Origin of the sequence: Rhodococcus jostii NBRC 16295 (assembly GCF_001894825.1) — a bacterium.
Classification (GTDB): Bacteria; Actinomycetota; Actinomycetes; order Mycobacteriales; family Mycobacteriaceae; genus Rhodococcus_F; species Rhodococcus_F jostii.
The window spans coordinates 13,870-35,150 of sequence record NZ_BCWY01000089.1; the positions used below are offsets into that span (position 1 = coordinate 13,870).

18 protein-coding genes and 1 pseudogene are annotated in these 21,281 nt (G+C 66.6%); 8 read left to right on the plus strand and 11 right to left on the minus strand.

Translation table 11 applies throughout. The annotated features are described in order from the left end of the window. Positions 1–427 precede the first annotated feature (427 nt). From RJ1_RS36355 to RJ1_RS36365, 3 genes are read right to left on the minus strand one after another with little or no spacing between them, the layout of a single operon-like run. Complete coding sequence (locus tag RJ1_RS36355; RefSeq protein ID WP_073367758.1) at positions 428–1,402, minus strand: amidohydrolase family protein; 975 nt, start codon at positions 1,400–1,402, stop codon at positions 428–430. Between the two features lie 54 nt (positions 1,403–1,456). Next, positions 1,457–2,734, minus strand: coding sequence for an FAD-dependent oxidoreductase (locus tag RJ1_RS36360; RefSeq protein WP_073367761.1), 1,278 nt, complete (start codon positions 2,732–2,734; stop codon positions 1,457–1,459). 8 nt (positions 2,735–2,742) lie between these two features. Next, positions 2,743–4,089, minus strand: coding sequence for an MFS transporter (locus RJ1_RS36365; protein WP_240319890.1), 1,347 nt, complete (start codon positions 4,087–4,089; stop codon positions 2,743–2,745). A gap of 78 nt (positions 4,090–4,167) precedes the next feature. On the opposite strand from RJ1_RS36365, the gene RJ1_RS36370 reads away from it, so the two are divergent. Continuing rightward, the gene (locus RJ1_RS36370) at positions 4,168–5,076 is read left to right on the plus strand and encodes a LysR family transcriptional regulator (RefSeq protein WP_240319889.1); all 909 of its coding nucleotides are present in this window, start codon (positions 4,168–4,170) and stop codon (positions 5,074–5,076) included. A gap of 99 nt (positions 5,077–5,175) precedes the next feature. Beyond that, positions 5,176–5,456: pseudogene (locus RJ1_RS48210) on the plus strand (hypothetical protein); the annotation flags it as partial. 47 nt (positions 5,457–5,503) lie between these two features. Here RJ1_RS48210 and RJ1_RS36375 read toward each other — a convergent pair. Next, a complete protein-coding gene (locus RJ1_RS36375; protein WP_073367764.1) occupies positions 5,504–5,860 on the minus strand; it encodes a WhiB family transcriptional regulator in 357 nt (118 codons plus the stop codon). A 286-nt stretch (positions 5,861–6,146) separates the two neighbouring features. On the opposite strand from RJ1_RS36375, the gene RJ1_RS36380 reads away from it, so the two are divergent. The 3 genes from RJ1_RS36380 (at position 6,147) to RJ1_RS36390 (ending at position 9,202) form a co-directional block, all read left to right on the plus strand. Next, positions 6,147–7,469 (plus strand): MFS transporter, encoded by a 1,323-nt coding sequence (locus RJ1_RS36380; protein WP_240319888.1) that lies wholly within the window; start codon positions 6,147–6,149, stop codon positions 7,467–7,469. Between the two features lie 23 nt (positions 7,470–7,492). Next, positions 7,493–8,500, plus strand: coding sequence for an NAD(P)-dependent oxidoreductase (locus RJ1_RS36385; RefSeq protein WP_073367770.1), 1,008 nt, complete (start codon positions 7,493–7,495; stop codon positions 8,498–8,500). Positions 8,501–8,563: 63 nt separating this feature from the next. Next, positions 8,564–9,202: an RraA family protein gene (locus RJ1_RS36390; RefSeq protein WP_073367773.1), complete on the plus strand. Its 639-nt coding sequence runs from the start codon at positions 8,564–8,566 to the stop codon at positions 9,200–9,202. Between the two features lie 100 nt (positions 9,203–9,302). On the opposite strand, the gene RJ1_RS36395 is transcribed toward RJ1_RS36390, so the two are convergent. Further along, a complete protein-coding gene (locus RJ1_RS36395; RefSeq protein ID WP_162850359.1) occupies positions 9,303–10,949 on the minus strand; it encodes an IclR family transcriptional regulator in 1,647 nt (548 codons plus the stop codon). A gap of 279 nt (positions 10,950–11,228) precedes the next feature. Next, entirely contained in the window at positions 11,229–12,209 is a 981-nt protein-coding gene (locus RJ1_RS36400) for a GlxA family transcriptional regulator (protein WP_073367807.1), read from the minus strand. A gap of 140 nt (positions 12,210–12,349) precedes the next feature. On the opposite strand from RJ1_RS36400, the gene RJ1_RS36405 reads away from it, so the two are divergent. Further along, entirely contained in the window at positions 12,350–12,988 is a 639-nt protein-coding gene (locus RJ1_RS36405; RefSeq protein WP_073367779.1) for an isochorismatase family protein, read from the plus strand. A 1,224-nt stretch (positions 12,989–14,212) separates the two neighbouring features. Here RJ1_RS36405 and RJ1_RS36415 read toward each other — a convergent pair. The 3 genes from RJ1_RS36415 to styD all read right to left on the minus strand — a co-directional run bounded on the left by RJ1_RS36415 (position 14,213) and on the right by styD (position 17,474). Then, on the minus strand, positions 14,213–14,587 hold the full coding sequence (locus RJ1_RS36415) for a nuclear transport factor 2 family protein (RefSeq protein ID WP_073367781.1): 375 nt from the start codon (positions 14,585–14,587) through the stop codon (positions 14,213–14,215). Next, a complete protein-coding gene (locus tag RJ1_RS36420; RefSeq protein ID WP_073367784.1) occupies positions 14,584–15,303 on the minus strand; it encodes an SDR family NAD(P)-dependent oxidoreductase in 720 nt (239 codons plus the stop codon). Before RJ1_RS36420 ends, RJ1_RS36415 begins: the two co-directional genes overlap by 4 nt. A gap of 704 nt (positions 15,304–16,007) precedes the next feature. Further along, positions 16,008–17,474, minus strand: a complete 1,467-nt coding sequence (styD, locus tag RJ1_RS36430) for a phenylacetaldehyde dehydrogenase StyD (protein ID WP_073367810.1) — start codon at positions 17,472–17,474, stop codon at positions 16,008–16,010. A gap of 304 nt (positions 17,475–17,778) precedes the next feature. Between styD and RJ1_RS36435 the strand changes: the two genes are divergently transcribed. Further along, complete coding sequence (locus RJ1_RS36435) at positions 17,779–18,759, plus strand: AraC-like ligand-binding domain-containing protein (RefSeq protein WP_073367813.1); 981 nt, start codon at positions 17,779–17,781, stop codon at positions 18,757–18,759. 188 nt (positions 18,760–18,947) lie between these two features. Continuing rightward, complete coding sequence (locus RJ1_RS36440; protein WP_073367790.1) at positions 18,948–20,201, plus strand: acyl-CoA dehydrogenase family protein; 1,254 nt, start codon at positions 18,948–18,950, stop codon at positions 20,199–20,201. 126 nt (positions 20,202–20,327) lie between these two features. Here the strand turns inward: RJ1_RS36440 and RJ1_RS48215 are convergent, their stop codons facing one another. Beyond that, the gene (locus tag RJ1_RS48215; protein WP_073367793.1) at positions 20,328–20,735 is read right to left on the minus strand and encodes a recombinase family protein; all 408 of its coding nucleotides are present in this window, start codon (positions 20,733–20,735) and stop codon (positions 20,328–20,330) included. 131 nt (positions 20,736–20,866) lie between these two features. Further along, positions 20,867–21,070 carry a hypothetical protein gene (locus tag RJ1_RS46980; RefSeq protein WP_162850358.1) on the minus strand — a complete coding sequence of 68 codons (204 nt, stop codon included), beginning with the start codon at positions 21,068–21,070 and terminating at the stop codon, positions 20,867–20,869. Between the last annotated feature and the right edge of the window lie 211 nt (positions 21,071–21,281).

The window sequence follows — 21,281 nt, forward strand, 5'->3', positions numbered from 1 at the left end:
CCAGCTTTCCGGGCCGCGAGTCTGCCCGGGCCGTCCCGCCGCGGCACCGTCGCGGCGCACCTGTTCGCGTACCAACTCGAGTACGGTGTGAATTCGCGGCTGGGGTGGTCCGGCGCGGACGATGCGGTGCTCTGCCACCAATGCGACTTCGCCGGCTGCACCAACCCCGCACACATGCGGTTAGGGACCAACGCCGTCAACCGCACCGGACTCGCGCGCGGCGACGATCTCGACAGCATCGAAAAACGGATCCGATGTGCCGAAGCAGCGGCCGGACTTCCCCGCTCTGGTAGCAGACGGCCGATCTCGGCACGGACGGCATGCCCCCGCTCACGTGTAGCCGCCCGCACTCGGGTGCGGGCAGCTATGCAGTTTTGTCAGAAGCGTTCAACTCGGCCGCTGAATCGAGGTGCGTTCCTGGTGCGTCTCAAATTTTCAGTAGTGCTTGTGCGTTGGTGCGGGCGATCTTGATGTGGTCGTTGTCGTTGATCTCGAGGCGGTCGAACCAGTCGGCTGCTTCGCGCATGTCCTCGAACGGGTAGTCGGCGGAGAACAGCAACCGGTCGGCGCCGACTTCCTGGATGGTGTTCAGAAGGGCCGGGGTGCGGAAGTTTCCGCTGGTGGTGAGGTAGAAGTTGTTGCGGAGGTAATGGCCGAACGAGTGCTGGATGTCGATGCCGCGCGGTGCCACTGCGATGCGGTGGTCGGTGCGCCAAATGTTGAACGGCAGGAGCTCGCCGAGGTGGCCGAGGATGATGTTCAGGTTGGGGTGCCGGTCGAACAGGCCGCTGCCCATCAGGCGGAGTGCGTGGGTTCCGGTTTCGACGGAGAACGCCCACGCGGATCCGTAGAGCCAGGGGTGGCCGTGGTACTGCGGCGTGGTGGACTCGAGGGGGTCACGCGGGTGCAGGTAGACGGGGACGTCGAGTTCGGCGACGGTGGACCAGAATTCGGCGTAGCGGGGGTCGTCGAGGTAGACGACGGTGTTCTCGTCACCGATCTGGGAGAACCCGTTGACGAGGGCGCCGACGAGGCCGAGTTCGGTGACGGCGCGGCGTATTTCGGCGGTGGCCGCGGTGGGATCCTGCAGGGGCAGTGCGGCGAACGAGGCGAACCGGTCCGGGCGGTGGGCCACCTGTTTGGCGGCGTAGTCGTTGAGTCGCTGAGCCCAGTCGACGGCCTGGGCGGAATCGTGCAGGGACTGGATGCCCGGCGAGAGGAGGGAGAGAACGGCCTTGTCGATGCCACACTCGTCCATCAGCTGCAGGCGGGAGTCGTGGATATCCAGCAGCATGTCCCGGTGTGCGGGCCAGGCGTCTGAGGTGAAGTGCGTGGCGGACTGCTCGACGATGTTGGGGTCGGTGGCCCCGAAGTGTTCTTCGAGGGCGATCTTGTGGACCATGTGAACTCCTGGTGATGCGTGGGTAGGGCGACCGAGAATTGCGCGATCTCGTGTTCAGGCGTGGACGGGTTCGGGCAGCCGCGCGCCTTGGCGCTGCAGTTCCTGGCGGACCGTGGTGGTGGTGACGTCGCCGGTCAGGGCTTGCTGGGCTGCGGCGATTCCGGAGGCTTGTCCGGTGGCGAAGGCTGTGCCCATCACGCGCAGGGAGGCTCCGGCTTGCCGGTCGCCGTCGAGGGTGCGGCCGGCGGCGTAGAGGTTGGACCGGTTGGCACTCTGCAGGCAGCCCAAGGGGATGGGGTAGTAGCCGGGATCTCCGATGAACTTCCAGGTCGAGGGAATTCCCGCGCCGGGGTGGTATTCCATGGGCCAGGCGCCGATGGCGACGGCGTCCTCGGGGGTGGCCGGATGCAGGATGTCGTCCTCGCGCAGCCGGTGTCGGGCGATGATGTGGCGGGACTCGCGGGTTCCGAGTTCCGGCCCGGTGGTGACGATGTAGGCACCCTGGGCGCCGGGAATGGTGCGGACGGCGTCGAGGTAGGCATGTGCTTGGAGGCGGGCGTGACTTTCGGCGCGGCTGGTATCGGCGGCCGAGCGGGCGTCGTACCCTTCGTCGATCATGTAGGCGATGACGTCCCCGGAGACCGGCATCTGCGCAACCAGACCGGATTCGGCGAGCAGGTTCTCCACGCCTCCGGCCTTCGCGGCGCGGACCGCCTCGCCGAGGGTGGCGACGGTGACCTCGGCGCCGGGATCGATGCCACCGAAGCGGACACCGAGGCTGCCGTTCTGGACCCACCCGTCGGTGCCGTATCGGACGTCTGCGGCGGCGTGATGGGCGAGGTCTGCGTCGCCGGTGGCGTCGACGAAGGCGTCTGCGGTGAACCGGTGCACCCCTTCGTGGTCGGCGACCTCGACGGAGGTGATGCGGTCACCGGCGGTGTGCGCTCCGATCAGGAGACTGTGCAGGCGGGCCTGGACGCCGGCGTCGTGGCAGAGCTGGTCGAGGACGACCTTGGCGTTCTCCGGGTCGAAGACGACGGTGACGGCGTTGTATTTGCGCGGCTCACTGACCGCGCCCCGAGACCGGAGCGCCTCGAGCACTTCGTCGGCGATACCGAAGACGACCTGCTCGAGGTCGTCGCGGGTGTAGAGGCCGCAGTAGGTGACGACGTTGCGCAACGTGGCGGCGCCGCCGAGGCAGGGTCCACGCTCGATCAGGAGGGTACGCGCACCGGCCCGGGCGGCCGCGACGGCGGCGGCCACGCCTCCGGATCCGCCGCCGGCGACGATCACGTCGTAGTGGTTGTTCGCCGGTTCAGTGGTCGAGGTCATGGGGTAGGTCAGTCCTTTCCATTGGTAGCCAGCAGCGGCTGACCGGTGGGCTCTGAGTGGATCGAGGCCGTGGGCGGAAGGTGTTCGTGGATGTCGGCTGTCCGCAGCCCGAGCATGGGAACGATGCCCAGCAGTGGGCCGGCGGCCAGCACCAGGAACACGACCTGGAACGAGCCGGCCGCGCCGTACACCAGGCCGACCACGGTGGGCACGAGGGTGCTGCCGAGTTGCCAGAACGCGTTGACACCCCCGGCGGCGGAGCCGGCCAGCTGACCGCCGGACAGTGTGGGGATCATCGCGAGCATCACCGGGCTGTAGACGTAGGCGGCGATTCCGAGCACGGGCGCGATCCAGAGGAATTGGGTCACCGTGTTCGCGAAGCTGAAGGCGATCAGGCAGACGGCGAAGGTAGCAAGGATGGCGATGGTCAGGTTCTTGCGGCTCAATCCGAGTACATCACCGATGAATCCGATCACCGGTTTGGACGCCACGGCGACGGCGCCGAAGATGACCACGACGGTGCCGGCTTCGACCGGGTCGATCCCGATGCCCTTGACCATCAGCAGGTTCGACCAGGTGACGAAACCGTAGGTGCCCCACAGGGCGCAGAAACCCGCCACGCCCAGCAGCAGCAGGCTGCGGTTGTGCAGCAGCGGCCGCAGGTCCGGGCGGCCCGACCCTTTCTCCCGAACAACCAGCGGGCCCGGTCGTAGCAGGATCAGGCACACCACCCCGAGAATCATGGAGGCGATGCCGAACAGGTGATACGAGGTGCGCCAGCTGTGCGACTCGATCAGCGTGGGAACCACGGCATTGGCAACGACGAGGCCCAGCGAGGTCGCGGTCATGAACACGCCCATCGCGAAGCCGCGGCGCTCGGGGACGAACCAGCCGGTGATCAACTTGACCCCGGCGCCGAGCTCGGCGCCGGCACAGAGTCCGATGCAGGCCTGGAACAGCAACCCCATGGTGCGGGTGTCCGCCTCTCCGAACGCGAGCATGAACCCGCCGGACAGCAGAATGCTCAACCCCACGGTCACCCGGCTACCGACCCAATCCGCGACGAAGCCGCCGACGACGTTGGAGAGGACATAGCCGATGTAATACGTCGTGGCGAAGAGCCCGAGACCGGCAATCGCGACGCCGAGATCGTCGCCGACCGACCCCGCGGCCGGACCCCAGGTCGCGCGATCGACCGAGGTCATGGTGAAAGCTGCCCAGCAGAGCGCGAGTACAACCCAGCGGTACCTGGTGCCGGACGCGGCGGTGGATATCGCGGCCATGTAGATGTCCTTTCGAAGCGTGAACGGGAAACCCACATCACGCTCGTCGGCGGTTGTGGTGCCCACCACCATGAAAGCCCAGTCGGTCGCGGGGATCCAATGCCGTTTCTCTGGTCCCGGTATGATCAAAAGTTATGGCACCCTGCTCGGGTGTCGTCCGAGTCGGGGAGAACCGTGGAGTTACGGCAACTGCGCTACTTCGTCGAGGCGTGCGATCGCGGTTCGCTGTCCGCGGCCGCGAAATCGCTGCTGGTGTCCCAGCCCGCGCTGACCCGTCAGATCCAGATCCTCGAACGCGAGTGCGGGGTTCCGCTGTTCGATCGCGTACCCTCCGGAGTTCTCCCCACCGCCTCAGGAAAAGCCCTTTACCAGCACGTAGTGACGATGCTCCGGTACGCGGACACCGCCCGCGATGCCGCACGGGACGCCGGCCCGGTCCGCGAAACCGTGGAGGTCGGACTCGTCCCGGGATTGCCCTCACCCTGGCTGGACCGGTGGATCGACGCCGTCCGTGACTCCCTGCCCCAGGCCTACCTGTCACTGTCCGACGGGAGCAGCAACACCCACCTGCAGCGCCTGCGCGAAGGACGCCTGGATATCGCATTCCTGCATGAGCCGCCCCCGGCGGATCTGTTCCAGCACCGGGTCCTCGAGGAATCGTTCGGGGTGGCGATCGACCCGAGTGTCGACGTCCCCGGCGACCACGACGACACCTGGCCGCTCGAAGCCTTGGACGGACTCGACGTCCTGGTTCATTCCCGCGAACAGGTCCCCATCGGGCACGACCAACTCGTCGCGGCCGCCCATCACGCGGGCGCGACCCCGCGGTGGCATTTCGCCAACTACACCGAGAACGCCCACGCGTGCCTGAGGGCGACCGGATCGACCGCGGCGATCCTGGTCGGCACCAGCGCTGCGCGACTGCTCCCGGAATGGACGTGGCGACGCCTGATCGATCCACCGCTGACGATGCAAACCTGGATCGTCCGCCAACCCGTCGTGCGCACCGTGGTCGCCGCGGTCGCCGACACCATCATCGGCGCGATAGATGCGACCTGACTTGCCTCATCGTCAGCGCCGCCCGGGCTCGCGGATGATCGCAGACAGGCCACGACACGAATCCGGAAGTATTCGAATAGCGCACTCCCACCAGCATGTAGGGCGGCCTGCCTGCCTGGACCGTCCCGCCGCGGCATAGTTCCCGCGCACCTGTTCGCCTACCAGCTCGAATAGGGCGTCATTCCCGGCTCGGGTGGTCCGGCGCCGACGCTACGGTGCTGTGTCACCAGTGCGACTTCGCCGGCTGCACCAACCCCGCACACATGCGGTTGGGGACCAACGCCGTCATCCGCACCGGGCCCGCGCGCGGCGACGATCTCGACAGCATCGAGGAACGGATCCGGTGTGCCGAAGCGGCCGGGCTTCCCCTTATCCTCTAGTGACCGCACCCCCACGATTGCCGATGCCGATGGGCCGTGGACCGGCGTCAGCGACTGATCGAGTGTCGGTACCTCTGCGCGATCTGTACTTGCCGTTTCGGGACTGCCTGCCGCACAGACGGTTCCGGAGTATCGAGATAGCGCCTGTCGGCCTCGGAGGTTCCTCCCCATATGCCGTACCGCTCGCCCAGCGAGAGGGCGTGGTTGCGGCAGGCGCGCTGCACCGGGCACTGGTCGCAGATGCCCTTGGCGGCGCGCTCGCGCCGTGCCCGAGCACCTCGCCCCTCACCTTCGGGTGAGAAGAAGACGTCGGGGTCGAGGCCCCGGCACAGCGCCCGCAATTGCCAGTCCCAGTACTCGGCACGAGGCTGAAGATGTCTGATCGACAAGGTGAGCGACGACATCGTGTCCTTCCTCCGACAGATCGGGTGGTTCGGCCATGGCAATACGGCACACACAGTGCATAGAAAATAGGACACTGTCCTATTTAACGCAGTGTGGCGCGTGCGGCAACTCGATGTCAAACCCGGCGGCGCAAGCCGCCAGCGCGCCCCCCTCGATCCACCTCCCCGGCCGCAGCGCCGTGGTGGCCAGCGCGAACGGCGTGTTGACAGCGCAACGTGTCGCGGGCCACACTGGATGCAGTTTAGGACACTGTCCCAGTTTTTACACACTATGGAGGAGGGTGCTGTGGCCTCACCGACGACCGAACCGGTCACCACGATGACCGCGGGCGAACACCAGAAGAAGGCGAAGAAGGCCACCGGAGTCGCCGCGTTCGGCACGTTCATCGAGTACTACGACTTCAGCGTCTACGGCTATGTCGCCGCCACCTTGTCGGTGGTGTTCTTCCCCGGCGACGACCCGATGATGGGACTGCTGAACACGCTGCTGGTGTTCGGTTCCGCGTTCGTCGTCCGCCCGCTGGGTGCGATCTTCTTCGGCCGCCTCGGCGACCGGGTCGGCCGCCGCACCAGCCTGATCGCGAGCATCGGCCTGATGAGCGCCGCGGCCGCGCTGACCGGGATCCTCCCGGGTTACGCGCAGATCGGGGTGATGGCACCGATTCTGCTGGTGCTGTTCCGGATGCTGCAGGGCTTTTCGACCGGCGGTGAGATCGGCGGTGCGGCCAGCTACATCAGGGAATGGGCGGCACCGAACCGCCGCTCGTTCTACGTCTCCTTCATCCCCGGGGTCGCGCAGCTCGGCAAGGGCGCCGCGGCCGGCATGGCCGCACTGGCGGCGTCACTGCTGCCCGCCGAGTCGATGGAAGCGTGGGGCTGGCGCATCCCGTTCCTGCTCGCGGTCCCACTCGGAATCCTCTGCCTCTACATGCGTTTGAGCATCGAGGACAGCCCCGAGTTCGCGGCCTCCCGCGCCGAGCACACCACGACCACCAAGCCGTTCAGCACGTTGCTCGCGACTCACCGCGCCCCGTTGGCGAAGGTGGTGGCCATCTCCACCGTGCAGAACATCGGCACCTACCTCGGCACCGTGTTCGTGGCCGTGTATTTCAGCAACGTCCTCGGGTTCACCAAGGCGCAGGCCTCGACGATCGTTCTGCTCGCCGTCCTCTGTGCCGCGGTGTTCATTCCGCTGGCCGGCCTGTTCGGAAGCCGCGTCGGCGCGAAAAAGGTCCTGATCTTCTCCTACACCGCCTACGTCGTGGTCACCGTCCCGTCGTTCCTGCTGATGGGGCAGCACTCGGTGCCGCTCGCGGTGGTCGGTCTGCTGATCGGGATGGTGCCCTACGCGCTGTGCCAGGCGGGGACCTACGCCTCGATCACCGAGTTCTTCCCCGTCCAGGTCCGGCACACCGGGGTTGCGTTCGGGCACAGTGTCGGCGCCGTCATCGGCGGTGGCCTGAGCCCGTTCCTGGCGACCTGGCTGATCGATGTCACCGGCAACAACCTGGTGCCCGCCTTCATCCTGGTCGGTTCCGGACTCATGGGCCTGGCCGTCGTGGTGGGCCTGGTCCGCCACAACACCACCGACACCCACCTCTACAGCTGATCGTGAAAGATGGGAAGCCACCCGTGCATACGTTCTACGTCTCCGAACAGATCCATCCCGACGCCGTTGCGGAGCTGTCCCGGATGGGGCAGGTCCACCTCGGATACGGCGATGACGCGGTCGCCTACACCGACATCGCGGACACCGTCGACGCGGTCCTGCTCCGAGCGGAGATATTCGACGCGGACAAGATCAGTAACTCCCCGAACCTGACGATCATCGCCCGCCACGGCGTCGGCACAAACAACGTCGACATCGCGGCCGCCACCGCCGCCTCGGTGTGGGTGACCACCACCCCCGGCAGCAACAGCCGCGCCGTCGCCGAGCACGTCTTCGCGCTGCTGCTCTCCCTTGCCCGCAAGACACCCACCGCCGCTCACGGCACGGCCGCCGGCGGGTGGGCGGCACTCAAACCCACGTTGACCGGGTTCGAACTCGGCGGCCGCGTGCTGGGCCTGCTCGGCTTCGGCAACATCGCCGTCACCGTGTCCGAGATCGCCCGCGGGTTCGGGATGCGGGTCCTCGTCGCCGACCCGTACGTCGCCGACACCGACATCGAAGCCCGCGGATGCGTTCCGGTCACCCTCGATCAGCTCATCACCGACGCCGACATCCTCAGCCTGCATCTGCCCCTCACCGACGGCACCCGAAACCTGTTCGACGCATCCACCATCGCGCGGATGCGACCCGGCGCCATCCTGCTCAACACCGCCCGCGGTGGGCTCATCGACGAGCAGGCCCTCCTCGACGCCCTCGACGACGGTCGGCTCGGCGGCGCCGCGCTCGACGTGCTCGACGGCGAAGCGGCGGACCCGAAGGACCCGCTCGCGCACAGTCCCCGGATCGCCGAGCACCTTGCCGCGCACGACAACCTGATCGTCACCCCGCACGTCGGCGGCCAGACCACCGAATCGCTCCGCAACGCCGGCGCCGGTGCGGTGCAGTGCATCCGGCAGGCACTCGCCGGCGAGGGCCCCGACAACGCCGTCAACTCGATCACCCCGGCGCTCGAGCCCGTGCCGGTCAGCTGACCCAAACCAACCCCACACCCTCCGCGGAGCCGCTGGCCCGGCTCGATGAGAAAGAGACAGACAATGTTCATCAACGCGACCACCGACAACATCCAGATCGCCCCGTCCTGGGAACGCGCGCCGCTGCCCGAGATCACCGCCCTCGCCGAATACCCGGTGGCCCTGATCGGGGACGCCCAGGCCCGAATGGGCCTGATGACCGCCGACATCGGGTTGGTCACCCCCCGCCTCCGCCTGGCCGGCACGGTCCTGCCCATCCAAGCCCGCGAAGGCGACAACCTCGCCATCCACCGCGCACTCGACGACGCACAACCCGGCGACGTCCTGGTCGTCAACGGCAACGGCGAAACCAACCGCGCCGTCTTCGGTGACATCCTCGGCGAAATCTGCGTCGCCAAGGGCATCGCCGGTGTCGTCATCGACGGTGCCACCCGCGACGTGGACGAGCTGACCGCGATGAAACTGCCCGTCTTCGCCCGCGGCATCACCGCCGCCGGACCATGGAAGAACGGGCCCGGCAAGATCGGTTCCCCGATCGCCTGCGGCCACGTGGTCTGCAACCCGGGCGATGCCATCATCGGCGACACCGACGGCATCGTGATCATCCCCCGCGCCGACCTCTCCGCCGCCCTCCACAGGACCCGCACCCAGGAAGAAACCGAGCAGAAGATGCGAGCCGACATCCGCAGCGCCCTCCGGTAATTCACGATCCGCCCCGGCCGCACCCCATCAATTGCGGCCGGGGCGCCCGGGTCTTCGCGGCAGGCGATGTGGCAATGATTCCTTCCGCACGAGGCCTTGGTCAGACACTCACGGATACCGTCAACAACGCCGTGACCTCGCGGGCGGCGTCCACGACCTTCTCCGCCACCACGTCGATGTCGACCTCCGGTACCCGAAACCGCGGGATCGTGGCCGTCACCGATCCGGCAACGACGCCATCGACGAAGTAGGCGGCGGCGATACCGAAGGCATCGGGGATCCGCTCACCGTCACCGGCCGCCCACCCCCGGGCACGGACACCGTCCAGCTCGTCCTCGAGTTCCGCCCGGCCGCGCACGGTCCGCTCGGTGTACTGCGTCAACGCCAAACCGTCGAGGACCTCGCCGGGAAGCTCCGCAAGGATCGCCTTGCCGGCCGCCCCGGCGTGCAACGGAATATCGACCCCGGTCGCCAACCCGTAGTGCAGCGGCCGACTCCCCGGCACCACCGTGGTCAGCTGAGCATGACGGGAGCGGGAATCGAACTCCGCCACCCCGATCGTCTCACCGGTCTCGGCCGCTAAGGATGCCACGATGCCCGCGGTCACCGAAACGACACCCGCTGTGGCACCGAGGGCCGCGGCCCAATACAGCAGCCGCGGACCCGCCACCGCCCGCTCCCCGCGCCGCAGCGCCAGGCCACACTCGAGCGCCGTCCCCAGCAGCTTGGCCGCAGTGGCCGGATTGGCCCCGATCCGACGCGCCAACGGCCGCCCCGTCGTCTCGAGTCCGGCCGGTTCGGCGACCAGCGCGGCGAGCAGGCGCTCGAACCGCGCGACCGCCGACCCACCCTCGGACCCCGCAGTCGTCGCACTCCCGCCAGCAGACGCCACCGGCGCCGGATTCGATTCCCGCACCAGTACGGAAGAATCCACCGGTTCCGGTGCCAACGGGAGCGCGGAGAGCCGGCGGGCGGCGTCCTGGACCTGAGGTGCGAAGCGGAGCAAGTCAGCGTCGGTGGTGTCGTACCGCGGCCGGGTCACCGAGACCGCACCCAACAGCCCCCCGAACCGGAACGGAGCCGCCACCCCGGCCGCAAGCGCGAAGTGCTGCCCGACACTGATCGCGTAGCCGGCCGCGCGGTCCTCGGCGAGAAGCCGTTCGAGACCGGCCCGGTCGGTCACCGTGTCCTCCGTGAACGCGGTCAGCGCGGCCTCATCCACCGCATCGACACCGAGCTCGGCCAGGATGGCGCGCCCGGCGGCCCCGGCATGCAGCGGTATCACCGTTCCCGGACCGAGGTTGTAGCGCACCGGACCCGGTGCCACCGTCACCATCGCGACGAAACACCGACCGGCAGAGGGGTCGTACACCGCCAACAACGCGGTCGCATCACACGATCGCGCCAGGGTGTCGATGATCGATCGCGCACTCCCGAGCAAAGGGTGCCGGTCGAGCAGGCGATTGGCGAGAACGCGTAACCGCGGCCCGGCGGTGTAGTTCGCGTTGGCATCCCGCGCAGCAAGCCCCTGCTCGGTCAGTCCCTGCAGGATGCGGTTGACCGTACTTCGGCTGCCGCCCAACGTTTCGGCAAGTTCACGTACACCCCACGGTGCACCGTCCGGTCGGCACGCCAATTCGTTGAGCGTCGCCACGATCCGGTCATTGCCCGCTCCCTGAGCACGACCACGATCGGCCGTCGCACCGACGTCACCCGGCGCTCCCATCACGTTCTTCGTGGCGCTCATGGTCTCCGATCCTCTCGACAGGTCGACACCGAAGCGGTGGGCAACCGAACCCACGGCACCGTAGCGCGTCCTGACTACTCGCTCCATATTAGGACATTGTCCTATTTTATGAGCGGAGCTACCGCGGCGCCTCCCGAGATGTCTAAGCGCGACAGATGCCACGGCGCCCATGTACCGAACCATCACAGGCGCATTCCGATTGCCGCCCATGACTGAAGCTCGCTGACCTGCAACGGCTCGCAACGGTTTCCGTTGACGATTTCCACAACGGGGCGCTAATTAATTAAGTGTTCGCGTGGTGGGGATGTTGACGCGTTTGTCGGCGAATTGCCGCCGATACGCGGAGGGGGAGGTTGCGAATGCTGCGGCAAACCTCTGCCTGAAGGTAACGCTGCTCCCGAAGCCGCATTTCGCGGCGATGGTGTCGATTCCCCAGTCGGTTGTTTCGAGGAGGGCCCGAGCTTCTTGCAGGCGGTGTTCGAGGATCCAGCGTGCCGGGGTCGTTCCGGTGGATTGGTGAAAGTGGCGTACGAAGCTGCGTCTGCTCATTTGTGCCTGATCGGCGAGTCGGTCCACGGTGAGCGGCTCGTCGAGATGAGTGAGTGCCCATTCCTGTACTTCGGCCATCGTCGTGTCGGATATCGGCTGAGCCAGGGGGCGGTCGATGTACTGTGCCTGCCCTCCCTCCCGGTGAGGGGCAACGACCAGGCTACGGGCGATCCGGGTCGCGACGGCAGCCCCGAGGTGCTTGCGAACCAGATGTAGGCAGGCGTCGATCGCCGAGGCCGTCCCCGCCGAGGTAAGGACATCACCGTGATCGATGTAAAGCACCGAGGAGTCGACTTCACTGCCGATGCTGCGTTCAGCAAGTAAGGGCATCACCTCCCAGTGCGTGACCGCGGAGCGGCCTGCGAGCAGGCCGGTGTCAGCGAGAGCAAAGGCACCCAGGCACAGACCCGCAATGGCAGCACCGCGGGCATGCGCGGACGTGATCGCAGTCTTCAACACATCGTTGACAGGTAGCAGGGACTGAGGCCACGAGGGGAAGACGATGATGTCGGCCCACTCGACGGTCGCCGGCCCTGCCACCTCGCCGATCGGGTATCCCTCGATCGTGCGGATGGTGCCTTCCCGATCGGACCACAACCGCGTCTGCCAGTCGGGGGCAAGCCCGAGCCGGCCCACCTCGCCGAACACCATCAACGGTGCCGCCAGGTGAAACATGGTGATGTCGTCGAACGCGTAGACCGCGATACGCATGATGCCTCCGAGGTTGGCCTGATTCCATCGAAAGTATGCATCCATGCCACTCGTGGACGAAGCCGATGTGCCGAACACTGGGACCGGCCCGCGTCCGCACGGTGGCGCGGCGCCATCACCACAGCTGAAGGAGAGAACTGATGACCGCACCCCGCCGCGCCCTTGTCATCGTCGACGTCCAGCAGGAGTACTTCGAGGGACCACTCGAAATCCAGTACCCACCGCGCGCGGAGTCCCTCGCCAACATCGTCAACGCTGTGGAGACTGCCACCGCGCGTGACATCCCGGTTCTCGTGGTCCAGCATCACATGCCGCAGGGCGCTCCCGTTTTCGCCGAGGGCACCGCGGGATGGTCGCTGCATCCGGAGATCGAACAGCGCATCGATCCGGCATCCAAGCGGGTGCACAAGCAGTACGGGAGTGTGTTCGCCGGAACGGATGTGGCGCAATGGCTTCACGCGCACAACGTCGACACCATCACGATCGTCGGCTACATGACCAACAATTGCGACCTCGCCACGGCAGTGGAAGCCGAAGGGCTCGGGTTCGCCACCGAAATCCTGTCCGACGCCACGGGTGCCATCGATCTCGCCAATGAGGCCGGGATGATCTCCGCTGAGTCCCTGCACACTGCACTGATGGTGCTGCTGCAGTCGAACTTTGCTGCGGTGTCGACGACCGTGCAATGGATCGAGGCATTGAGGTCGGACTCGACGCTGCCCAAGAGCAACCTGGTGCAATCCGCCCTCGACGGCCGCTCAGCGGCCGCCCTCGCCTGACGAGAACGACACGGGGAGGGCGATCGTCGGGCAGTTCCCTACTCCGCTTCATCCCCACAGTTGTCGAAAATCGATCGATATCTTTAGCCCGCTGCGGTTGTGGTCTGCTGAACTGGGGTCTTGCGATGTGGACGTTGTCTATAACGAAGGCAACCGCCGGAACAGGGCGGCTCCCTTCGCCTGGCTGTTGTTATCGAGTTGATGCAGTCACGTTGGAGTTGTTCGCGGATTTGTGCGGCTCGCTCGTGCGTGTCCGAGGGCGAGCGCGAGCTGGTGTCTCAGACTCGCGTTCTCCTCGGTAAGTGCCCGTATGCGGTTGTGTGCGACAGCCAGCCGAGTGTGCAAGGAATCGGTGGTCGCGCGATCCCGGGTTCGGGCTGGTGGCCGATCCGGCCGGCCTGCGGAGCGGAGCCGGATGATCTCGTCCCGCAGATCGGGTTGGGTATAGAGCCATGATCGTGAGACCCGAGCCTCGGCGGCAACGGATTCGAATGTTACTGGGAGGCCCGCCACGAATGGGGCGGGCCTTTTTGATTCGGGTGTCAGTCACGGTGCGGCGTGAAGTACGGGAGATCCGGGCTTTCTGCGGTCGCTCTGGCCGGTCTTGCGGGTGCCCCGTCCCCGTCGCCGTCGTTGCTCTTCCTGATCGAGGGCGACGAGTTTTTTCAGCATCTTGTGCGGCTTGTGGTCGGCTGCCGCTGCTCGCAGGTACGGGGCCGATCGAATCAGAAGGGCGCCGGCCGCGGCTCCCTTGGTCGAGCCTCTGCACTCGAACAAACCCACACTTCAGCGACCTGGCACCGGTGATCATTGGTGGGACTGGACCGTGCTGTTGCGCGGTGCTGGGTGGCCCGCCGTCCGGTGCTCGGTCAGGTCGAAGTCACTGGGCGTCTGATCGGTGACCTCGCGTACGCCTCGACAGGCCGGATCCGTGGTCGGGTCACCCACGTTCCGACGTTCGCAACCCGGCCGGCCGCACCCGCGCCATCGTCGCCGCCTTCCGTCCGGATTCGCCTGCGGGTGGATTCGGACAGCATCGAGGAACTGATCTGGTGTGCCGAAGCACCCGGACTTCTCCTCCCCCTGTGGTAACCGCCGCCGGACACAGTTCCTGGCCATGGCGCGTATGACTCGCGGTCCGACGGGTTCAGCCAAGTCGAGTTCGGGCGGCGCGGGTGCTGCCTGACGACTAAATCGACTCGTCCTCGCGAATATTGCACTGGATCAATCTGCTGGCTGACAATCCGAAACGTGGTAGTGACAGATCCGCCATGCCCCGCGGTCCGCGCAGAGAAGCATCGACAGGTGGACCGGCCTTTGGCGTCCGTCGGGCTCGGTGAAGACGATTTCGGCGATTCCACCGATGAAGTCCCCACCGATTCGATACACCGAGATGGGCTGGGCGAGAACTGTTGTGCTGGCTGGGACCTTGTCGTAGTACGCCATGATCTCGCCCTTGCCGAACAGCGGCTCGGGGCGTAGTCCTTGAAAGATCGCGTTGGCGGTGAACATGTCGGAGACCCCGCGGGCGTCGCCCCCATTGAAACGTCGCCCCCAGGCGGCCAGCACCTCAGTGAAGATTGTGTCGGCGTCACTCACCGCTTGCCGCCGTCGACATCGAGCGTGATGCCGGTGGTGAAAGTGTTCTCCATTAGGAACAGTGCGGCACCCGCAAGCTCCTCTACCTCACCAGGACGGCCGATCGGAAGTGATGCTGCGACCTGCTCGCGATAGGAGCTGTGCTCGGCGTCGCTCATTCGGCGCTTGTGGGTGTCAACAGGCCCCGGTGCAAGGGCGTTGACACGTAGCGGCGCAAGCTCGATCGCTAGGGACTTGACCGTGGCCTCGACCGCACCATTGACGGCTGCGAACGCGGAATAGCCTGGGTCGACCTTGCGGTAGAGGTACCCGGAAACCAGCGTGATCGAACCGGTCTCCTTTGGGATGTGTGGCAGCGCGGCTTTGACGCTGCGGTACTGACCCCACCACTTGACCTCGAAGAAGTCCCGCATCTGTTCCTCGGTGATTTCGGTAAACGGGGCGATTGTGATCCCTGACGCGCAGGTGAAGAGGTGGTCGATGGTGCCCACCGATGCCATGACCTCCTCAACTGCGGTGGTATCGGTGACATCGAGGACCCGATAGTCCGCGTTGGGGCCGATCTTCTCCACTGCTGCCTTGAGGGTGTCCTCGGAACGGTCGGTCAGCACGACCGTGGCGCCGCGTTGGGCTGCGAGCTCAGCAGTGGCCAGGCCGATTCCTGCGGCCGCTCCGGTGATGACAACGGTGCTGCCGGACAGGTTGTTGTTCAACATCTATTTCAACCGATCTCTGGGTGTAGTGATGGATTAGTTCTTCGTATTTGGGCTCAGACCGGAACCGGTTTGTCGCTGTCCGCGATTGCGTGACTGGCATCACCGATTGTTTCTGGGTTGTGACGCCACATCTTGTTCCCAGACGAACAAAAGTTGGACCGGGGCGAACCGGCGCGCGTGGGGCGGCCTACGCGCAGAAGGTTGACGCTTCTCTCTACTCACAGGTCGCGTCAAAAGATTCGTGAGATATGTTTTGCGAGGGGATCGAATGTCTCTGGTCTTGGGCCGGACGAATGGTTTCGGGTCGTCATTCCAGGTCTTGCCCCATGCGCGCAGTGGTCGGCTTACTGGGACGCGGCGCTCGACTCGGCCTGTCCATCTCTCAACGGACGAGAACTGAAGTCCCCTTGCTGTTCGGCTGCCATGATTAGCCATCTCGTAGTGGCTCGCGCGATAGCGATATCTGTAAGCATGCGCTGGATCGTCTCTATGACACCGCGGGGTGTCAGCAGTCTGGCGATTGCGATCGCAGCATGAAAGATGAGTGCGGGCATTTATCGAACCTTCCAGGTTTTCGGCGAGGTCCCGAGTTGAGGATGGCCGACACCTGGGCGACCACTGCGGGCGGCTACGTCCGCGGCGGTGGTCGCCCGGGCTCACGCTATGGATGGCCGGACCACGCGTCGGTCCCATCGTCGCGATCGCTACAACACGATCGTGACGGCCTTCTCTTCCGTGTTGGCGAGGATGCCGCTCCAGCCCAGCTCGCGTCCGACGCCGCTGGTCTTCATGCCGCCCCAGGGGAGGGCGGGATCCAATGCTGCCCACCCGTTCACCCACACCGCCCCGGCGCGGACCCGGCCGGCGAGGATATGGGCGCGGGAGACGTCTCGGGTCCAGATGCTCGCGGCGAGCCCGTACTGGGTCTGGTTCGCCAGGCGGATCGCCTCGGCCGGATCGTCGAAGGGGATCACGGTGCCGACGGGGCCGAAGATCTCCTCGCGGGCGATGGTCATGTCGTTGGTCGCGTCGGCGAAGATCGTGGGCCGCACGAAGTAACCCGGACCTTGATGGCGGGCGCCGCCGGCGGCCAGCCGTGCACCCTCGTCAGTACCGATGGTGACGTAGCGCAGGACGGTGTCCCGCTGCTTGGCGTTCACCAGGGCCCCCATCGTCGTGGCCGGGTCGAACGGGTCGCCGAGCACCTGCGCGTCGGCCGCCGCCGCAAGACCGTCGACGACCGCACCGTACAACGATCGGTGCACCAGGACGCGGGTGCCGGCAGCGCACGTCTCGCCCTGGTTGAAGAACAAGCCCATTGCAGTGCCATTGATCGCCGCTTCGAGATCGGCGTCGTCGAGGATGATCTGCGGGGACTTGCCGCCCAGCTCCAGCGTGACGCGCTTGACGGTCTTCGCCGCGCGCTCCTGGATGAGGCGACCGACGGCGGGGCTGCCGGTGAAGCTGATCTTGTCGACGTCGGGGTGTTCGACGAGCGCGTTCCCGGCCACCGCCCCGTCCCCGGGCACGATGTTCACCGTTCCAGGCGGGAGGCCGGCCTCCGCGAGCAGGCGACCGAGGTGCAGGATCGACAGCGGCGCCGCCTCGGGCGGCTTGATCACCACGGTGTTCCCTGCGGCCAGGGCGGGGGCGAGCTTCCAGCCGGTGATCATCAGTGGCGTGTTCCAGGGGATGATCGCCCCGATGACGCCGACCGGCTCGCGCACGCTGTACGAGTGGGTGGGCTTGCCGAAGTAGCCAGCGGTGGGAATTGCCTGACCGGTGATCTTGTCGGCCCAGCCGGCGAAGTGACGAAAGGTGGCGGCCGCGTTGGGGATATCGAGCATTGTCGGCTGTCCGACCGGCTTGCCGATGTCGAGTGCCTCGAGCCGGGCGAGGAGATCGCCGTCACGCTCGATCAGGTCGGCGATCCGGTTCAGGACCTTGCCGCGGTCGATCCCGCTCCACGAACCCCATTCACCGTCGAGTTGGCCGCGGGCAGCACGCACCGCGTCGTCCACGTCCGCGGCGGTGCCGTCGGCGATATCCGCCAGGGGTTCCTCGGTGGCCGGATTGAGGTTGACGAAGGTGCCGGCGCTGCTCGGACGCCACCGGCCTCCGATGAAAAGCTCGGTGGCGAACTGAGTATCGACCGAATGGTCGGCTGACATGGTCACGCTAGGTCTCCTTGGGGCGGGTGTTTTTGCGGCCTTGTAGGCCGACTGGCGAACCGTGCCTAGCCGCCCTCGAGGCCTCCAGCCCCATCGTGCGCCGGGTCGAACACGGTGTCTTGTAACGCAGCGCAGAGCCTGTGTGACGTGGACGCACTCGGTATCCCGCATACCAGGGTATGGTCGGACGGCCTAGCCAGCCGAACGATCATTCGGTATTATGTGCAGTCTAGTGCTCCGGTTCGGCCCGTCGTGGCATTTCGTCCCGAAGGTCGCCGGGTGAGGCGAAGTGGGTGGTCCGACCATGACGGAGATCGTGCACACAGACGTGTTGTCACCTGCCGAACGTTTCGACGCCTGGTGTGATGCGGTGGCGAGCACCTTCGTTCCCCTCGAGGCGCGGGTCCGCCGGGACGGCGGGTTCCGCGGAGGCCTCCGGGCGCAGTCGGTAGGAACCGTGCAGGTCAGTGATGTCAGCGGCGGCCCTGTCGAGGTCGAGCGGACTGCGGCGACGATTCGGCGTTCAGATCCGGGCTACTTGAAACTGGGCATGCAGCTGCGGGGGTACTGCCTGGTCACGCAGGATGGCCGGGAAGCGGCGCTGACCCCCGGCGACTTCGCCGTTTACGACACCCGCCGACCATACGGCCTGGCGTTCGAGGACGATTTTCGACAGCTCGTGCTGATGTTCCCGCGTGAGCTGTTGCGGCTGCGGTCCGGCGATTCCGAGGTGGTAACGGCCCGCCGCATCTCCGGGCGCCGGGGCATCGGCGCTCTGGTGTCGCCGTTCTTGATGACGTTCGCCGAGCAGATGGAGACCGGGCAGCTCGCCTCCAGTTTTGATCTCGGCGACGCCGTGCTGAACCTGCTCGCCGCGGCATTCGCCGAACAACTGGGCTCGGAATCGAACGTTCCGCCGGAGACCCACCAACACGCACTGCTGCTGAAGATCAAGGCCTTCATCGATGCACGACTCGATGACCCCGAACTGAGCAGCCCGACCATCGCCGGCGCCCATAACATTTCGATTCGCTACCTGCAGATGCTGTTCGAGGGGGAGGGGATCACGGTCACGTCCTGCATTCGACGGCGACGCCTCGAACGGGTGAGCCGGGACCTTCGGGACCCGAGAATGAGTTCGGTCCCGATCGGGACGCTCGCCGGCCGTTGGGGGCTGATCGATTCCTCGTATTTCTCGAAGCTGTTCCGGTCGACGTTCGGCCAGTCGCCCCGCGAGTACCGGGCAACGATGACCGCAGGCGAGGCGGCCCACCCGCTCCGGTAACGCAGTCGGCCAGTTCGCCCCTGTCCCAGTTTCTCTGCGCCAGGCGCCAAGACAGTGCCCGACGGAGAGCGCAGGATGGTGATGTCGTTCACATTCCGGTGTCCCGTGCGGCCAGCACCTCCCGGTCCCGGGGGACACCGACGGTGCGGCTCGATGCCGGCACCCACCACCAGCAGGAGACGATCAGCATGGCCATCGATTTCACCTTGACCGCCGAGCAGCGCGAACTGCAGTTGTCCGCCCGGGCATTCGCGGAGAAGACGTTCGGCGACATCGCCGAGACGATCCGACACCTGCCCACGGCTCGGGAACGGTTCGCCGCGACGCGGCCTGCATACGAGGAGGTCGTCACCCAGGGCTGGCTCCGCAAGATCATCCCGGCACCCGCCGGCGGTGAAGGCAACGGCCTGGTCGACATGGCGTTGATCGCCGAAGAGTTCTACACGGTCGACGCGAACGTTTCACTCACCACGTTCGCCTCCCTGCTCGGACTACTGCCCGTGCTCAACGGCGGCAGCCCGGAACAGATCCAGCAGACCCTCGCACCCTTCCTCTCCGGAACCGGTGCCCCATTGGCGGCGTTCTGCCACAGCGAACCCGGCGGGATCGCCAACTTCGCCGATCCCGCCCCGGCCGAAGGGACCCGCACCACCGCGGTACTCGACGGTGACGAATGGGTGATCAACGGCTCCAAGCAGTGGATCAGCAACGCCACCGGATGGGACGGCGGCGGAGTGGACTTCCTCACCGTCGTCTGCCGGACCGACGTCGACGGGAATGGGCCGACCGAGCGGGCCACCTCGGTACTGCTCGTACCGAAACCCGGGCACGGTCTTGTCACCGACGAGGACTTCGACACCCTCGGCCACCGCGGCCACCTCACCCCGCGCTTCCACTTCGACAACGTCCGAGTCCCGCGCGAGAACATCCTCGGCGAGGTCGGGTCGGGCAACGAACTAGTGGAGGCCAGCTTCGCCGGAACAGCCGCCCTGGTCGGGGTTTTCGGGGTCGGGCTGATGCGCGCAGCCTTCGACTTCGCACTGCACTTCGCGAAGACCGAGCGCCGCGCCGGATTGGTCCCGATCATCGAGCACCAGGCTGTCGGCTACGCCCTCGCCGACGCCAAGATCGCCATCGAAGCGGCACGCTACCTGAGCTGGAAGGCCTGCCAGGCCCTCGACCTCCAGTTGCCCAGCGCCCTCGAACTGGCCGTGCAGGCGAAGATCTACGGCTCCGAAACCGCGGTGAAGGTCATCACCGACCTGATGCGGATTGTCGGTATCGACAGCTACAACCACGATCTACCGCTCGCACGCCTGCTGCAGGATGCGGTGGTGCTGCCCATCTTCGACGGCGGGAACATGGGTGTGCGCCGGCGTCAGCTCCACACCCTGCTCAGCGCGCCCGACTACGACCCTCTCGCCGCTTCGGCCGCCAAGTAGCAAGCCATCTCCCACTCATTTGTCGACATAGTTTTTCGACACGGGTTTTCGACGCTCTGTGCTGGCACTTGTGACTCCCAGCGCTATCTGGCACGTTTTTGCCGACGCTATTTGGCACGGTGTCGATCAGGCGAGGCAGCGGTGCACGGTCGAGCGTGCGACGCCAAGCACCCCGGCGATCTCTGTGACGGTGGCACCGTGGGCCTTCATGGTGCGGGCCTGCGCGACGGCGGTGTCGGTCAGGGCAGGCGGTCGGCCTCCGACGCGGCCGCGTCTCCGGGCAGCGGCGAGGCCGATCAGCGCGTCTTCGCGTCGGATGGCGCGCTGGCAGTCTTTCAGGGCGGCGAAGATCTCGAGGATCGGTGGGCCGGTGTCCGGGTCGGCGGTGTCGATGTCCTCGCTGATCGACCACAGGCCGGCACCCTTGTCCCGAATCCGGTCGACGGTGTCCAGCAGGTGCGCCAGCGAGTGGGCGAGCCGGTCGAGGGACCACACAGCGAGCAGGTCTTTCGGTTCGAGCGCGGCGAGGGCCATAAGCCGGAAGTTGCCGCCGGTGATCCGGGCGATCGCGGCGATCGCCTCGGCGTCGGTGAAGTCGTCGGCGTTGAGCGCCAGGCCGAGCCGGTTCCAGTGCAGCTCGAGCGCGAACGCGAGTTCGTCATCGCTCAGCGGCCGGTATTGGTGGGCGAAGCCGATGCGGCTGTAGAGCTGGGGGTAGCGTGCGAGCCGGCGTTCCAGGCCGGGCTGCCGATCAGGATCAGGCCCAGGTGGTGGCGGTCAAAGAAGTCCCGAAGCTGTTCGAGCCCTGTGGCTTTGAGCCAACACGACGCGCTCACCGCGGCCGGCTGCGAACGCATCTTCACCGACACCGCGACAACGGTGCCCGCCCCGCAACCACAGCTCACCCGGGCCAGCCCCGCTGGGCCGCGATCGCGGTGACCGTGCGGTGGATGTGCGCGGTCGACGGCGGCGGCCGGCGTAGTGCCAGCCCCTCGATCAGCTCGACGCACTCGGTGGGCAGGGTGCGGGTGCCGCGGTCCACGCGCGGGCACCGGGTCAGCGCGGCCGGCCCACCGGCCC

Coding starts and splice junctions, on each gene's coding strand:
- RJ1_RS36355 (WP_073367758.1), bottom strand. CDS start 1,402: ATGGTCCACAAGATCGCCCTCGAAGAACACTTCGGGGCCACCGACCCC.
- RJ1_RS36360 (WP_073367761.1), bottom strand. CDS start 2,734: ATGACCTCGACCACTGAACCGGCGAACAACCACTACGACGTGATCGTC.
- RJ1_RS36365 (WP_240319890.1), bottom strand. CDS start 4,089: ATGGTGGTGGGCACCACAACCGCCGACGAGCGTGATGTGGGTTTCCCG.
- RJ1_RS36375 (WP_073367764.1), bottom strand. CDS start 5,860: ATGTCGTCGCTCACCTTGTCGATCAGACATCTTCAGCCTCGTGCCGAG.
- RJ1_RS36390 (WP_073367773.1), top strand. CDS start 8,564: ATGTTCATCAACGCGACCACCGACAACATCCAGATCGCCCCGTCCTGG.
- RJ1_RS36395 (WP_162850359.1), bottom strand. CDS start 10,949: ATGAGCGCCACGAAGAACGTGATGGGAGCGCCGGGTGACGTCGGTGCG.
- RJ1_RS36400 (WP_073367807.1), bottom strand. CDS start 12,209: ATGCGTATCGCGGTCTACGCGTTCGACGACATCACCATGTTTCACCTG.
- RJ1_RS36405 (WP_073367779.1), top strand. CDS start 12,350: ATGACCGCACCCCGCCGCGCCCTTGTCATCGTCGACGTCCAGCAGGAG.
- RJ1_RS36420 (WP_073367784.1), bottom strand. CDS start 15,303: ATGTTGAACAACAACCTGTCCGGCAGCACCGTTGTCATCACCGGAGCG.
- styD (WP_073367810.1), bottom strand. CDS start 17,474: ATGTCAGCCGACCATTCGGTCGATACTCAGTTCGCCACCGAGCTTTTC.
- RJ1_RS36435 (WP_073367813.1), top strand. CDS start 17,779: ATGACGGAGATCGTGCACACAGACGTGTTGTCACCTGCCGAACGTTTC.
- RJ1_RS36440 (WP_073367790.1), top strand. CDS start 18,948: ATGGCCATCGATTTCACCTTGACCGCCGAGCAGCGCGAACTGCAGTTG.
- RJ1_RS48215 (WP_073367793.1), bottom strand. CDS start 20,735: ATGGCCCTCGCCGCGCTCGAACCGAAAGACCTGCTCGCTGTGTGGTCC.